This window comes from Archangium sp., assembly GCF_036277355.1.
Lineage (GTDB): Bacteria > Myxococcota > Myxococcia > Myxococcales > Myxococcaceae > Archangium.
This window is the reverse complement of record NZ_DASUNC010000046.1, coordinates 50,863-63,775: the sequence shown is the minus strand read 5'-3', so window position 1 is coordinate 63,775 and position 12,913 is coordinate 50,863. Positions and strand designations below refer to the sequence as shown.

The 12,913-nt window shown below is 67.6% G+C and carries 12 protein-coding genes; 7 read left to right on the top strand and 5 right to left on the bottom strand.

Annotated features, from left to right (window positions below):
• Positions 1-59 precede the first annotated feature (59 nt).
• Positions 60-2,090 carry a TonB-dependent receptor gene (locus tag VFZ09_RS11620; RefSeq protein WP_329727597.1) on the top strand — a complete coding sequence of 677 codons (2,031 nt, stop codon included), beginning with the start codon at positions 60-62 and terminating at the stop codon, positions 2,088-2,090.
• A gap of 32 nt (positions 2,091-2,122) precedes the next feature.
• Here VFZ09_RS11620 and VFZ09_RS11615 read toward each other — a convergent pair whose 3' ends face one another.
• Positions 2,123-2,503 carry a hypothetical protein gene (locus tag VFZ09_RS11615; RefSeq protein ID WP_329727596.1) on the bottom strand — a complete coding sequence of 127 codons (381 nt, stop codon included), beginning with the start codon at positions 2,501-2,503 and terminating at the stop codon, positions 2,123-2,125.
• A 48-nt stretch (positions 2,504-2,551) separates the two neighbouring features.
• The gene (locus VFZ09_RS11610) at positions 2,552-3,067 is read right to left on the bottom strand and encodes a hypothetical protein (protein ID WP_329727595.1); all 516 of its coding nucleotides are present in this window, start codon (positions 3,065-3,067) and stop codon (positions 2,552-2,554) included.
• A gap of 151 nt (positions 3,068-3,218) precedes the next feature.
• Here VFZ09_RS11610 and VFZ09_RS11605 point away from each other — a divergent pair, with 151 nt between their 5' ends.
• The 5 genes from VFZ09_RS11605 to VFZ09_RS11585 all read left to right on the top strand — a co-directional run bounded on the left by VFZ09_RS11605 (position 3,219) and on the right by VFZ09_RS11585 (position 9,672).
• Entirely contained in the window at positions 3,219-3,836 is a 618-nt protein-coding gene (locus VFZ09_RS11605) for an HmuY family protein (protein ID WP_329727594.1), read from the top strand.
• Positions 3,837-3,907: 71 nt separating this feature from the next.
• Complete coding sequence (locus VFZ09_RS11600) at positions 3,908-6,085, top strand: IPT/TIG domain-containing protein (RefSeq protein ID WP_329727593.1); 2,178 nt, start codon at positions 3,908-3,910, stop codon at positions 6,083-6,085.
• 227 nt (positions 6,086-6,312) lie between these two features.
• Positions 6,313-6,921, top strand: a complete 609-nt coding sequence (locus VFZ09_RS11595) for a head protein (RefSeq protein ID WP_329727592.1) — start codon at positions 6,313-6,315, stop codon at positions 6,919-6,921.
• A 106-nt stretch (positions 6,922-7,027) separates the two neighbouring features.
• The gene (locus VFZ09_RS11590) at positions 7,028-8,734 is read left to right on the top strand and encodes a serine/threonine protein kinase (RefSeq protein WP_329727591.1); all 1,707 of its coding nucleotides are present in this window, start codon (positions 7,028-7,030) and stop codon (positions 8,732-8,734) included.
• A 23-nt stretch (positions 8,735-8,757) separates the two neighbouring features.
• Positions 8,758-9,672 (top strand): DUF2381 family protein, encoded by a 915-nt coding sequence (locus VFZ09_RS11585; RefSeq protein ID WP_329727590.1) that lies wholly within the window; start codon positions 8,758-8,760, stop codon positions 9,670-9,672.
• On the opposite strand, the gene VFZ09_RS11580 is transcribed toward VFZ09_RS11585, so the two are convergent.
• Both VFZ09_RS11580 and VFZ09_RS11575 read right to left on the bottom strand, forming a co-directional pair.
• Positions 9,644-10,153, bottom strand: a complete 510-nt coding sequence (locus tag VFZ09_RS11580; RefSeq protein WP_329727589.1) for a hypothetical protein — start codon at positions 10,151-10,153, stop codon at positions 9,644-9,646. The genes VFZ09_RS11585 and VFZ09_RS11580 overlap by 29 nt on opposite strands.
• Positions 10,150-11,166, bottom strand: a complete 1,017-nt coding sequence (locus VFZ09_RS11575) for a tetratricopeptide repeat protein (RefSeq protein ID WP_329727588.1) — start codon at positions 11,164-11,166, stop codon at positions 10,150-10,152. The genes VFZ09_RS11580 and VFZ09_RS11575 overlap by 4 nt, the downstream gene beginning before the upstream one ends.
• Positions 11,167-11,295: 129 nt before the next feature.
• On the opposite strand from VFZ09_RS11575, the gene VFZ09_RS11570 reads away from it, so the two are divergent.
• The gene (locus tag VFZ09_RS11570) at positions 11,296-12,150 is read left to right on the top strand and encodes a hypothetical protein (RefSeq protein WP_329727587.1); all 855 of its coding nucleotides are present in this window, start codon (positions 11,296-11,298) and stop codon (positions 12,148-12,150) included.
• On the opposite strand, the gene VFZ09_RS11565 is transcribed toward VFZ09_RS11570, so the two are convergent.
• Positions 12,123-12,812 carry a GNAT family N-acetyltransferase gene (locus tag VFZ09_RS11565; protein ID WP_329727586.1) on the bottom strand — a complete coding sequence of 230 codons (690 nt, stop codon included), beginning with the start codon at positions 12,810-12,812 and terminating at the stop codon, positions 12,123-12,125. The two genes, VFZ09_RS11570 and VFZ09_RS11565, sit on opposite strands and share 28 nt — an antisense overlap.
• Between the last annotated feature and the right edge of the window lie 101 nt (positions 12,813-12,913).

Genomic DNA, 12,913 nt, shown 5'->3' with positions numbered 1-12,913 from the left:
GCCCGCTCGGCTGGTGTGGGCCCATTGACGCAAGGGAGCATCCGGCCGAGAGTCACCCCGTGATCCTCCCCCTGGTGGCCGCCCTCGTGGTGAGCCAGCCGATCGACCCCCCGCAGCCGGACGTGGGCGCCGCCACCCCCGACGCCGCCACGCCCGCCGTCTCCGAATCCCCCCCTGCCCCGCCTCCGGCGCCGCCCGAGCCCGAGGAGCCGGACCGGCGCAAGCAGACGGTCGTCACCGCCGCGCGCTCCGAGCGCAAGCTCGAGGACGTGGTGGTGGCCACCGAGGTCATCACCCGCAAGCAGATCGAAGCGGTGGGGGCGCGGGACCTGGGCCAGCTGCTGCAGCAACACCCGGGAGTGGAGCTCGTGCAGACCTTCCGGGGCACGGGCATGCGGCTGCAGGGCCTGGATCCCGAGTACGTGCTCATCCTCGTGGACGGCGAGCGCGTGAGCGGCCGGGTGGGCACCACGCTGGACCTGGGACGCTTCAGCCTGCGCGACGTGGAGCGCGTGGAGATCGTCAAGGGACCGGCCGCGGCCCTCTACGGAGCGGATGCCATTGGCGGCGTGGTGAACCTCATCACCCGGCACGTGCAGCGCCCGCTGGAGCTGGGAGTCCGAGGCTCGTTCGGCACGCTGCTGGAGGGCGACGTCCGCGCGAACGCGGGCACGAAGCAGGGCCCCTTCGAGGTGCGCGTGGGCGGCGGCTACCGCACGCGCAACCCCTACGACTGGGTGCCGGCGGACGCGGCGACGAGCGGCTCGGGCATCCGCCGGATCGACGGGGACGTGGCCCTCGCCTACACGCCGGATGAACGGTCGCGCCTGTGGCTGCGCAGCCAGTACACCTTCCGCGACGAGAACGCCGTCGACCTCAACCCCTCGGGCGCCGTGCTGGACCGGCGGCAGCGCCAGGAGCAATTCGATGTGTCGCTCGGCGGCAGGAACCGGCTCGCCAGCGACACCGCCCTGCTCGTCCGGGGACACTTCGGCCTGTTCCGCGATCAGCTGCAGCAGGACCAGCGCGGCTCGCGGGGGCTCGACGACTACACGCAGAACGTCAACCGGCTCTACGAGGGCGTCGTCCAGGCGGACCACCGGCTCGGCGACCATGCGCTCACCGGAGGCATCGAGGTGCTCGGCGAGCGGCTCACCTCGGCGCGGCTCGAGGAGAGCCCGGTGGCCCGCATCCGGGGCGGCGCGTTCCTCCAGGACGAGTGGGACGTGGCGCTGTCCTCGGACGGAGCCGGGCCGAAACTGAAAGTGGCACCGGGCTTCCGCTTCGACCTGGACTCGCAGTTCGGCGGAGCGCCCTCGCCACGGCTGGCGCTCAAGCTGGATCCGTCCCCGGCGGTGACGGTGCGCGCCTCGGTGGGACTCGGGTTCCGCCCGCCGTCCTTCCAGGAGCTGTACCTGCGCTTCACCAACCAGGGCATCGGCTACATCGTCGCGGGCAACCGGAGCCTCACGGCCGAGCGCTCCGCGGCGGTGAACGCGAGCGTGGACTGGCGGCCCCCGATCGACGGGTGGGTGCTCTCCGCGAGCGCCTTCCACACCCGGCTCACCAACCTCATCAACATCACGGCGGGAGGGGCGCCGGACCCGGACAACCCGGTGACGTTCAGCTACGAGAACGTGGCCAGGGCCTATACACAGGGCTTCGAGCTCAACGGGCGCTTCAAGCTGCCCATCCGGGCCACGTACCTGGACCTGGCGTACATGCTGCTGGACGCGAAGGATCAGACGCGCAACCGCCCGCTGGAGGCGCGCTCGCGGCACCGCGTCAACGCGCAGCTGGCCACGAAGTACCGCCCGTGGAACCTGGAGGCCACGGTCCGGGGCTCGTGGGTGAGTGGACGGCCGTACTACCTGGGCACGGACGGAGGCATGGCCAACGTGCTCGGCCTCGGCGAGGAGCGCGAGGTCTGGGCGCCCTCGTATTTCGATCTCGAGGCCCAGGTCACCTACAAGCTGCGGGGCGGGTTCGACGTCTTCGTCAACGGCTACAACCTGCTCAACGTGGGTGACCAGCAGTTCAACCCGCGCCCTCCGCGCGGCGTACTGGGCGGAGTCCAGTGGGAGTATTGAGCCAGAGGGCACGACCGAGGTGCCCTCCGCACCTACTCGTCGGAGTCGTCGGAGTCATCCTTCCATTCGTCCGTCTCCAACTCCTCCGGGAGAGGGGCGATCATGAAGTACAGCTTCCCTGACACCTCGACCACCATGAAGCCCTTGCCGGCGATCTTCACACGCTCGGAGTCCTTGGCCTTCCCACTGGCAAGCCATTGGTTCGCCTCTTCCCGCGTCGCGAACTCATGAGCGACCTCGACCGTGAAGTCGGTGTCGAAGCATGCCCTATGGAATTTTGCGAACTCCTCTCGCTTCACGCGGTCACGGATGTAGAGCAACGCAATCTGAGCAAGCCCGAATAACCTCCTCTCCTTCGAACCTTCTGCATGATTCTCGATGAAGGGGTTCAGAAAATAGATCGCTTCATCCAAATCAAATCCTGGAATGTCTGCCATCTCTGCACCAGACCTTCGGTCCGCTCACAGCGGGGCCAGAACCAACGCGCCACCCATCACAGCAATGACGTAAGGAGCGGCGACCATGCCCCCCACGATGACGACTGTTCCAATCGCTACCTCGGTCTTGTGCACCCTGATCCAGTCGAGAGCCGCGTCCACAGTTGGGAAATGGAGCTCTTTGCGCTGAGACTGTGACTCCTGCCGCTCCAGTTCCTCCTGCTCCTTGAGACACTGCATGAACACCTTGAGACATTCACTGGAGCAGTATTTGTGATGGTTTTCGGTATGCTTCTCGATACTCGGCTCCTTGGGCTTGCGCCTCCAGCACTTCTTGAAACACTGTTTCTCCATTTCGTTGCAGTAAGCTTCCGCGCCAGCCCCGCCCGTTCCGCTCTCGAGGTTCGAGCCCACTCCGCTCGCGTCCTCGGAAATGACGTAGACCCTTCGCTCTGGCTGCTGCGTGTGGGAGCATCCGCCACTGGCCACAGCCACGACCATCAGCAGAAACGTCCATTGCGTCAGGACGACTGACCTCATTGCACTCTCCCTCATGCCGCGCGGCCTTGCCTGCCTGCCCGCCGGCTCGGACGGTACCAGCCGCGAACACCTCCAGCCCGACAAGTTGCTCCTCGCGGCACGGACTGCTCACCGCTGGACAGGCCCCCTCCTCGCCTGGGAGAAAGTCACGGTGAGGATCGACATGCGGATGCGGATTCACGAGACGGTGCTGCTCCTCGGGCTCGCGGTGGCGGGCTGTGCACCCGACCTGCGCTCGGACTACCCCTTCGATGGTCAGACCAACAGCGGACCCCTCGTCGAGGTGACGGATCAGGAGGACGGAAGCTCCCACGCGCTGATCGACGCGACGAACAAGTCCGCCCTGGTCTTCTTCGACATCGACGAGGGCCGGGAGATGAAGACCGATGAGGCCTTCGACACCAATGCCTGGGATCTGTCCTTCCAGCGCTACACCATCACGATGAACGGCGGGGGCGGCAACCCCACCGGCCAGGTCCGCGTGGCGGTGCTCAAGAACACGCCCTGGGACTCACTCACGGCCGCGCCCGCCGAGGGCTACCAGCAGGATGCCTCGGAGCCCGTGTTCAGCGGCGTCGAGGGAGGCTGGTACTTCTACGATCTCTCCGTGCACCGGCTCACCCCCCGCGAGGAGCTGCTGTACGTGGTCCGCAGCAACACCGGGCAATTCTTCAAGCTGCAGATGCTCTCGTACTACGACGGCGCGGGCACACCGGCCCGCCTCTCGTTCCGCTACCAGCCCCTGCCTCCTCCCACCGCGGCGCCCTGAGCGGAGGGCGGCGCGGGAATTGTGGCCATCGGGGGCGCATGCGGGTCCTCCCTCCAGTCCCAGGAGTGGAGATGCGCTCAACGTCCGGTATTTCGATCGCGCCCCTGCTGTGCCTCGTCTGGATGGCTGGCTGTACCGACGAGCTACCCGAGGCCGAGGTCCTTCCCGAGTCCCCCAGCCCCGTGTGCGAAGGTGTGGCCCCTCGTACGTTGGACGAGGTGTTCGCCGCGCACTTCTCGGGACGACAACCGACGGGCTGCACCACGGCCTGTCACGAGCAGGGGCTCGGAGGCCTGACCTTCCGCGACGCCCAGGAGCTGTGGCGGGCCACCGTCAACCAGAGTTCCACCGGAGTGCCCACCCGCCGGCTCGTGGTCCCCGGCCGGCCCGAGCGCAGCCAGTTCTACCTCAAGCTGCTGCCAGACGCGCCGGGGCGGATGCCCCAGGGCGGGCCCTACCTCGATGAGGCGGCGCTGCGCGACGTCGCGGGGTGGATCTGCTCGGGAGCACCGGAGCCCTCGGGAACCGGTGGAACGGATGGGGGCGCGGACAACCCGCTGCCCCGGCTGGACTCCCTCACGCCCGCCTCGGTGCTGATGGGCACGGGCGAGGTGGGGGTGGCCCTGAACGGCGGAGGCTTCGTCTCCACCAGCCAGGTGCTCTTCGATGGCGTGCCCCTCGCTTCCACCCATGTGAGCCCGGAGCGGCTGGAGGTCCTTCTGGCTGCGGCCATCACCTCCGAGAGTGGCACCCACCGATTCCGGGTGAGCAACCCCTCTCCGGGCGGTGGCGATAGCGCCGAGCTCGAGTTCCTCGTCACCCACCCGGTGCCAGCCTCGAGCAGCCTCGAGCCCTCCAGCGTGGCCACCAACGGCGCGCCCTTCACCCTGACGCTCACCGGCACGGGCTTCACCCCCGCCTCCACGGTGACGTTCAACGGGGCCGACGTGACGACCACCTACGTGGGACCCACCACACTGACGGCCCGGATTCCCACCCTCGCCACGCCGGGCAGCTACCCCGTCACCGTGCGCAACCCGGCCCCCGGCGGAGGCACGAGCAATGGCCTCACGCTCACCGCCGTCACCTCGAGCGCCCCCACCATCACCGGGCTCGCCCCGGCGCGCGTGGCCGCGGGCACCGCCTTCACCCTCACCGTGACGGGCTCGGGCTACGTCTGCTCGCCTCCCGCCAGCCGCTCCACCGTCCTCTTCAACGGAGCCTCGTACACGGTGTCGACCTGCGCCTCCACGCAGCTCACGGTGGCGCTGCCCGCCACGCCCGCGGGCGACTACCCGGTGCAGGTGAAGAACAGCACGGGCGAGACGAGCAACACGCCCACGCTCCAGGTGCGCGAGGCCAACCCGGTGCCCACGCTCACAGCGCTGTCGCCGTCCCAGGCCGTTCGCGGAGGGGTGGCCTTCACCCTGCGGGCCACGGGGACGGGCTTCGTGTCCGGTGCCACGCTGTCCTTCAACGGCGCCGCCCGGAGCACCACCTCCGTGAGCCCGACGGAGGTGACGGCATCCATTCCCGCCTCGGACCTGGCCACCGCGGGCAGCTTCCCGGTGACGGTGACCAATCCCACGCCGGGTGGAGGAGCCAGCAACAGCCTCGGCTTCACCGTCGAGACACCTCATCCCGTGCCCGTGGTGTCCTCGCTGTCTCCCTGCGGGCTCGTGGCCGGTGCGGCGGGCTTCACCCTGACCCTGAGTGGCACGGGCTTCGTGGAGGGAGCGAGCGCCACCTTCAACGGAAACCCGGTGACGGTGACCTTCGTGAGCTCGGGTGAGCTGCGGGCCGCCATCCCCTCCTCGCTGGTGGCCACGGCTCCCACGGGGAACGCGGCGGCCGTCGTCGTCAGCAATCCAGCGCCAGGAGGCGGCCCCTCCGCCCCGGCCTACTTCGGGGTGGCCACGCGGGCCGCCACGCTGGCCAATGACGTCCAGCCCATCTTCACCGCGAGCTGCGCGAATGCCGGGTGCCACAGCAGCCCGTCCACGCCCGTCAACCTCACCGCGGGCCGCGCCTACGGCGAGCTCGTCGGCGTCCCCAGCAGTGGCTGCTCCTCGCGTCCCCAGGTGACGGCCTGCGGCCCGCTGCGCACCCAGAGCTTCCTCGTCGACAAGATCCTCGCCACCAACACCAGCCCCGCCTGCTCGGGCTCGCCCATGCCCAAGGGCTCTCCACTCACCGCCGCGCAGAAGCAGGCCATCATCGATTGGGTCGCCCAGGGCGCCCCTCCGTGAACAAAGAGAAGTCACCCATCCCACGCCCGTCGCCACCGCGACGAAGCGTGAGGAGCCATTCATGAGATAACGCGGTGGCGCTGTCAGCCTGGCTCTTCTAGAGTCCGTCAGATGAAGCCGCCCCCTTGCCACATCATCCTGGAGACAGCGCTCCATGCACTGAGGCCAGTAGCTGCTCTGGCTTCATCGGAAGTGGTCCGCGCTCCCTCCATCACGGCGGTGGCACCGTGACCATCTTCGACCGAATCATCGAAGCACAGGAGCTCCTCGGAAAGAATCGTGAAGACACGCAGTCTCCGAAGGAGCAGGAGTTGTTTCTCCTGGCCATCGATGCACTCTGGTTCATCTGGAGAGATGGCCGGACGAATGATTTCGAGGGTTATCGGAGGGATGCCGAATCCAAGGGCCCTGCCCGGGTGATTGCGGCCTTCAAGACGCGCGAACAAGCGGAGGCCTGGCTCAGCGCCAATCCACATCCGCCTGAACTGGCCTATGTCCTGATCGACGATGAATACCATGTCATCATGTCTTCTCGTGATGGCAAGCGCTGCTCGTTGGTCCCTCACCCGGACCTCGAATACCATCTCGAGGAGATGACGAGGGACGGCCTTCCGCCAGCCGTGGCCACGTTCGAAACGCGTGAAGAGGCAAGCGCCTGGTTCAACAGTCAGACCGCTCCTCCCGCTCAAACCGTCATACAGATTGGTGGCCAGCACTACCTGGCGGCGTATTACCGCAACATCCATCACCGCGCCCTCTTCCCCTTCTCGCTCGTCGAGAAGCTCCATGAAAGGCGGAGTAGAAGAAAACAGGAGGGGCGAGGAGAGGAAGAATAGAAGCACTGCTGCCCGAGCCTGGTCCTCCACCTGTTACCCAACCTGCCGCATCCGGGTCATGGGCCCATCTCCCTGGTAGCCTCCACGGTTTTTCGGAGGCAGGGAGATGCTCGACGAGAGGGATGAGCTTCTTGGGCCGCGCTTCGCGCCGGGAACGGAGGTGGCGGGCTTCACCATCGAGGCGACGATTGCCTCTGGCAGCTTCGGCACCGTGTACCGCGCGAGGCGGAGCGGACGGCCCTACGCCATCAAGCTGGTGCGCATTGATCCGCGAGGCGACCGGGAGGCGACCGCACTGCGTCTGATGCGGCACCCCAACGTGGTGTCCTTCCACGGCTATGGCCTCTGGCCAGAGGATGCTCCGCACTGGCTCGTCCTGGCCCTGGAGCTGGTCGAGGGCCTCACGCTCGATGCCTGGGCGGCCCGGGAGAATCCCTCCGCGCTCGAGCTGGTGACGCGGGTGTTGTTGCCCTTCGCGCTCACCCTCGCGGACGTGCATGACGCGGGCGTGGTGCACAGGGACATCAAGGAAGCCAACATCATCGTTCGCGAGGCGGACGGGCAACCGGTGCTGGTGGACTTCGGCGCGGCGGGCATCAAGGAGGGGGCGCCGCGTCTGACGATGCGGCTGCCACCGGGCACCGCCGAGTACCGCAGCCCCGAGGCGTTGCGCTTCGCGAAGCAGTGGGAGGGCGAGCCCTACCCCTTCTCGCCTGGAGACGACCTGTGGGCGATGGGGGTCGTCATCTACGCGCTGATGACGCGCACGCTTCCCTTCGGAGACCGGAGCCATCCGGGGTTGAACCGGGCCATCCTCGAGACGACACCACCCGCTCCGCACGTGCTCAACCCACGTGTCCCCGTGGCACTGAGCGAGTTGTGCATGGGGATGCTGGAGAAGGACCCCGAGGCCCGCTACCCGGATGCACGGGCGCTCGCGGAGGACCTGGCGGAACAGTGCACCCAGGCGGACAAGAGCTGGCGCACACGGATGTTCCCGGAAGCCAGTCAGGACCCGCAGCCTGCACCCGCCCCGGCGGCGCCCCGACGCAGGGTCCCCGGGCGATGGTGGGTTGCCGGGCTCGTCCTGGCCACGGCGCTGGGAATGTCCGGAGTGTTTTCTCTGCTTGCTCCATGGTGGCAGCCATCCTCGATGGAGAGCCCTCCTGACCAACGCAAGGAGTCTCCCTCCCCGACTCCACCGCCGCAGGTCATTCCTCGCCAGGAATTGGCGCCAGACGGGCTGACGAGAGAGGTTGGTGACGGCGCGGCACCCGGGAAGTCATCCACCCCCGCGCCCGCCGCCACCGCGACGAACCGAGAGGAACAGTCCATGACGAAATCCAAGACGACCAAGGCCCTGCTTGCCGCCGGCTGCATTGCCGGGTCCGCTTGCGTGAGTGGTCCGCAGCATCGGCAGCCTCCGAAGCCGGCGGACTGCCCGCCCGGCGCCGACGCAACCATCAGACGACTCAACATCCTCCCGCTCACGATGGAACGCATCATCATCCATCCATTTGATAACGACTACTCTGATGCCTGGGTTTCGGAGGGGCCTGTCACTGGCGAGATCCTCCCCCCCTGGGGAGCGTTGCCCGGACACACCCACATCTACGGCGAGCTGTTTTTCGGCGAGGGCCGTGTCTACGGCCGTTTCACCCGGGTTCGCCTGCCTGATGGTGAGATGGCTCCGATTTGCCTGGAGATGAGGACCACGAGGGGACGCGGTATTGCCATGGAACCCGGCAGCACGTCCAAGAAGGCCCGTGTCTCCAACATCATGTCCGTCGAGCACGTCCTTCACTTCCAATAGACCCGTGCTGCAAAAGGCTGCCCGTGCCCTCCCCTTCCTTCATCCTGCTTCTCGTGCTTCAGCAAGGAACACCGCTGATCCAGCCGCCCATCGACGCGGTGTGCAAGCAGTTGCAGCACGTCGAGCTTGCGTTGGTACCTGTGGCAGCGGCCCCGGAAATCTGCATCAGCCCAGGACTCATGACGAACTTCGTCTTCGACTCGCTCGTGAAGGTGGAGTTGCAAGACGAAGTACGCTTCCAGGAGCTGACACGAGGGCGCAGCACGCTCAGCCTCCTGCCCCCACCAGACCTGGTGAAGGGCGAGCGCCTCCGGCTGACAGCAACGCTGGGGGAGGGCTCGACCCAACAGCGTGTCACCTTCTCGCTGGTCGGCTACCCGGGACGCGCCACACACCAGGTGGAGGTGTACCGCGACGAACGCCCCCGAGAGGCCCTGCTGCTCGAAATAGCTCAGGAGCAGGCAAAGACCCGGCAACTGCTCGACGAGCTCGAGCGGACACGAGACAGGCTCGTTCAGCTACAGGTCAGACTCGAGCAGTCGAGCGGGCTGCTGGGCCTGATCGCCAACCAGATGCTCAGCAAGAAGGGCGTTGAGTGCCAAGAACTCAAGAAGAAGGAGTTCGTCCGCTCCGAGGGGGTACTGACCTATGAGTGGGGTTTCGGCTACCGTTCGGACAAGAGCATGGCAGCGGAATTGTGGCTGAAGAACTCGAGCCCAGAGCCCTGGACAGCCGCTGTGGGCTCGCTGGTGGACGCCCAGGGCCATGAGGTAGGGAGGATGAAACTCCGGCAGGAGAATCCCATTGGGCCCAACAGCGAAGGTTCGGTCATCTTGGAGGTGGACGCACCGCGGACCGAGGGCCGTGGCGAGTTGACGCTGTGGCTGAGGGATGAAAACTCACGCGGAATCACCGTGCACGGTTTGACGTTCCCGTAGAAGGAGGGGGAGGCGGCACCCTGGCGGCCTTCCTCGCGTGTGTGATGGCCTCGGTGTGTTCCTCGCGCAGAGGGTTCTCTCGACGGAGTCGGCGCACTCTGCGCTCGGCATCCTCCAACATTTCCCACGCCTCGCGGGCCTGCCGAGGAAAGAGGTGGAGGGACTGCACGTAGAGGCAGGTGACGTGGACGCGCATGCCCAGATCTCGGAAGCCGAGTTGTCGCAGACGACGAAGCCACCGGCCAAACTCCTTCCACGGCATCCTGTCACCGTACGCCTCGGTCAGGAGGGTATTCGCAATAACGCGCTGCACCGCGAGGCGCTGCGCAGCGGTCTTTGCCTTTTGGAGCCAGTGCTTCTCCAGCTCGAGGAGTTCGCGCTTGCATCGCTCATAGGGCGCCTTCTCCTTGAGCAACTCCAAGTAGTGATGATCGAGATCTTCGCTGAAGGTTGAAGAATGTTGCTGGCGTGAAGTCTTCATGTGGTGTGCAACCCCGCATGCCCGAGCCTCGAAGCCGCCTCGCGCGCCGCGGCGCTCTGTGGATCTCTCTCGAGCACCCGCCTCCACGCCTCGCGGGCCCGTTCACCCCGGCCCAGTTTCTCGAGACAATCACCCCACGCCAGCAGCGCGCCCCCACCCTGCCCCTGGTACGGGTGCGCCGCACCGGCCTCGAAGTGACGCGCGGCCTCCTCCAACCGCCCCGCAGCCAGCGCGATGTGCCCGAGCATGAACAGCCCGTTCCTCGTGCTCGCCACCCGCCGCGCCAGCTTCAGCCCCGCCCTCACCTCGTTCCCCGCCTCGTCGTACCGCCCCAGCGCCAGCAACGCCGCGGCCCGCGTGAAGGCCACCTCGCTCCAATACACCCGGGGAATGTCCTCACGGTTCAACCGCTCCAGCGTCTCGAGCGCTTCGGCCCCCTTCCCGGTGTGCGCTTGAATCCACGCCCGCTGCATGAGGATCGCATGCCGGAGCAGCGGCTCCCCGGCCGGTGACTCCTCCACCGCCCGGAGCCGCTCCCGAGCCGCCTCCCACTCACCCAGGTTGTAGAGCGCCTCGCAGAGGTTGAACCGCGCCAGGGCCTCCTCCTCGTCGGCTCCCTGCGCCTCCGGGTCGTCCACCTCCTGGGGCTCCCACCGCCGCTCCACCTCCAACGCCTCCTGGTAGAGGCCCGCGTTGATGAAGGTGTTGATGGCCGTGTTGGCGAGACTCCAATCGCCCACGCTCCTCGCCTCGTCCGCGAGGCGCCGCGCCCCCTCGACGGCCCGTGCCGTCTGTCCGAGCGCCTCGCGGGCATGCACCTGGAGCTGCCGCAGCGACCGCCACGTCAACTCATCGGCCCCCAGCATCCCGATGGCCCGGGTGAGGCGGAGCGTGCCGCGATAGGCCCCCCACTGGAAGCTGCACGCCTCCGCCAGCGCCAACAGCGCGCCGATGAGCGGCTGCCGCAGCAGCACGGCAATCACGGCGAGAAGTGCGAGGGCGAGCCAGGGCATGGGGTGAACCGGGCCAGCCTACCGTGGGAAGCCCGGCCTCCACAGGCGTTCCCGCTCCGCCCCCGGGGACGTATCCTGCGCCCCGGAACAGGGCCTCCCTTCCAAGGCCCGGAGTCGGACGGACACGCCATGGCAGGCGCACGCAACGGTCTCGTGGGCATCTGGGATCGCCCCTTCATCAACCTCGAGCCCTACCTCGACCTGGCCCCGCTCGCCTCGCTCGATGACGAAATCTGCTACGCGCTCGCCCAGGTGGGCACCAGCTACACGGGTGGCAGTCACAAGGCCATGGGCATCGTCCCGCCCTCGCTCGCCGAGGACCCCTACATCGACTACGGCCAGGTCATCCGCGGCTTCTCCGAGAAGGAGTTCGCCACCTTCGTCTCGCTCGGAAGCGACCCCGGCGCCTTCGACGCGCGCCGCCGCCATGCGTACGAGTTCGGCGAGGAGCGAGACCACCCGCTCACCCGCGAGCAGATGCGCTTCCTCGAGTTCAAGCACGGCGTCTACTTCCCCTGGAAGGTCTTCTACGAGCTCGTCCCCGGTGGCTACTGGAGCGAGAAGAGCACCAGCGCCGGCAAGGACTTCACCCGCGAGGCCCGCCTCTACTTCCCCCGCACCGTGGCCTTCGTGAAGTCCCTCCCCTTCCAGGAGATCGGCCGCTGCACCCTGCTCGGGCTCAACGCCAACGACCACGGCACCGTCCACCGCGACGGCGAGCCCGAGGACCAGACCGCCCCCGACCACTTCATCACCGTCTGCCCGCGCGGCAACAAGCGCCTCTACCTCTGGAACGAGGAGCGCCAGGAGAAGACGCACGTGGACGGCCGCGCCTACTGGTTCAACGACTTCGACTACCACGGCGTCGAGGCCGCCCCCTTCTTCCGCTACTCACTGCGCGTGGATGGCGTCTTCACGCCCGCCTTCCTCGAGCAGCTCCAGCGGGACCATGCTCCTCAAGGGGAGCGGGATTCCTCCTCGTAGGCCACCGGCGGCGGCACGCGGGACGTGGCCCTCCACCGGCACGTGGGCCCGATGAGCGTGAGCGCCCCCTGCGCCGCCAGCGCCAGCAACGAGCGCAGCGCCTCCGAGCCTCCCCGCGCGGGCGCCCCCAGCGGCACGCTGAAGCACAGCGACTCCTCGTCCTGCTCGGGCTCGCAGGGCGCGAGCGTCTGGACGAGCTTGTACATGGGCACGTTGCCCGCCAGCACCCGGAAGTCGAAGCGCTCCACACCCCGCTCGCGCGCGGCCTCCACCAGCCTGTCCAGCAGGAGCCGGCCGAGCCCCTTGCCCTGCGCATCGTCCACCACGGTGATGGCCACCTCCGCCACCTCGGGAGCGTGCGCCAGGCGGAAGAACCGGGCCACCCCCAGCCCCATCTCCTTCCCCCCCGGGCTCCACGTCACCGCGCCGATGGCCACGTGCCGCTCCCCATCCACGCTCGTCAGGTAGTTCAGCTCCTCCGCCGACAGCCTCGGCTTCGCCGACAGGAACCGCTGGAAGCGCGAGCGCGTGGAGAGCCGCTCGAAGCCCTCTCGCAACAGCGCCGCGTCCTCGGGCCGGACCATCCGCAGCTCCGCCCACGTCCCGTCCGACAGCGACAACCGTTCTCGATACTGAGAATGGAAACGACGGTACGGCTGCATGCGGACCTCCCCCGTGGTCCGCGCAACCTGGGTTCGATGCCGCAGCGCGGCAAGCCGCCCCCTCGCCTGTTCCTCTCGGATGGAAGCCAGCCGACAGCAGG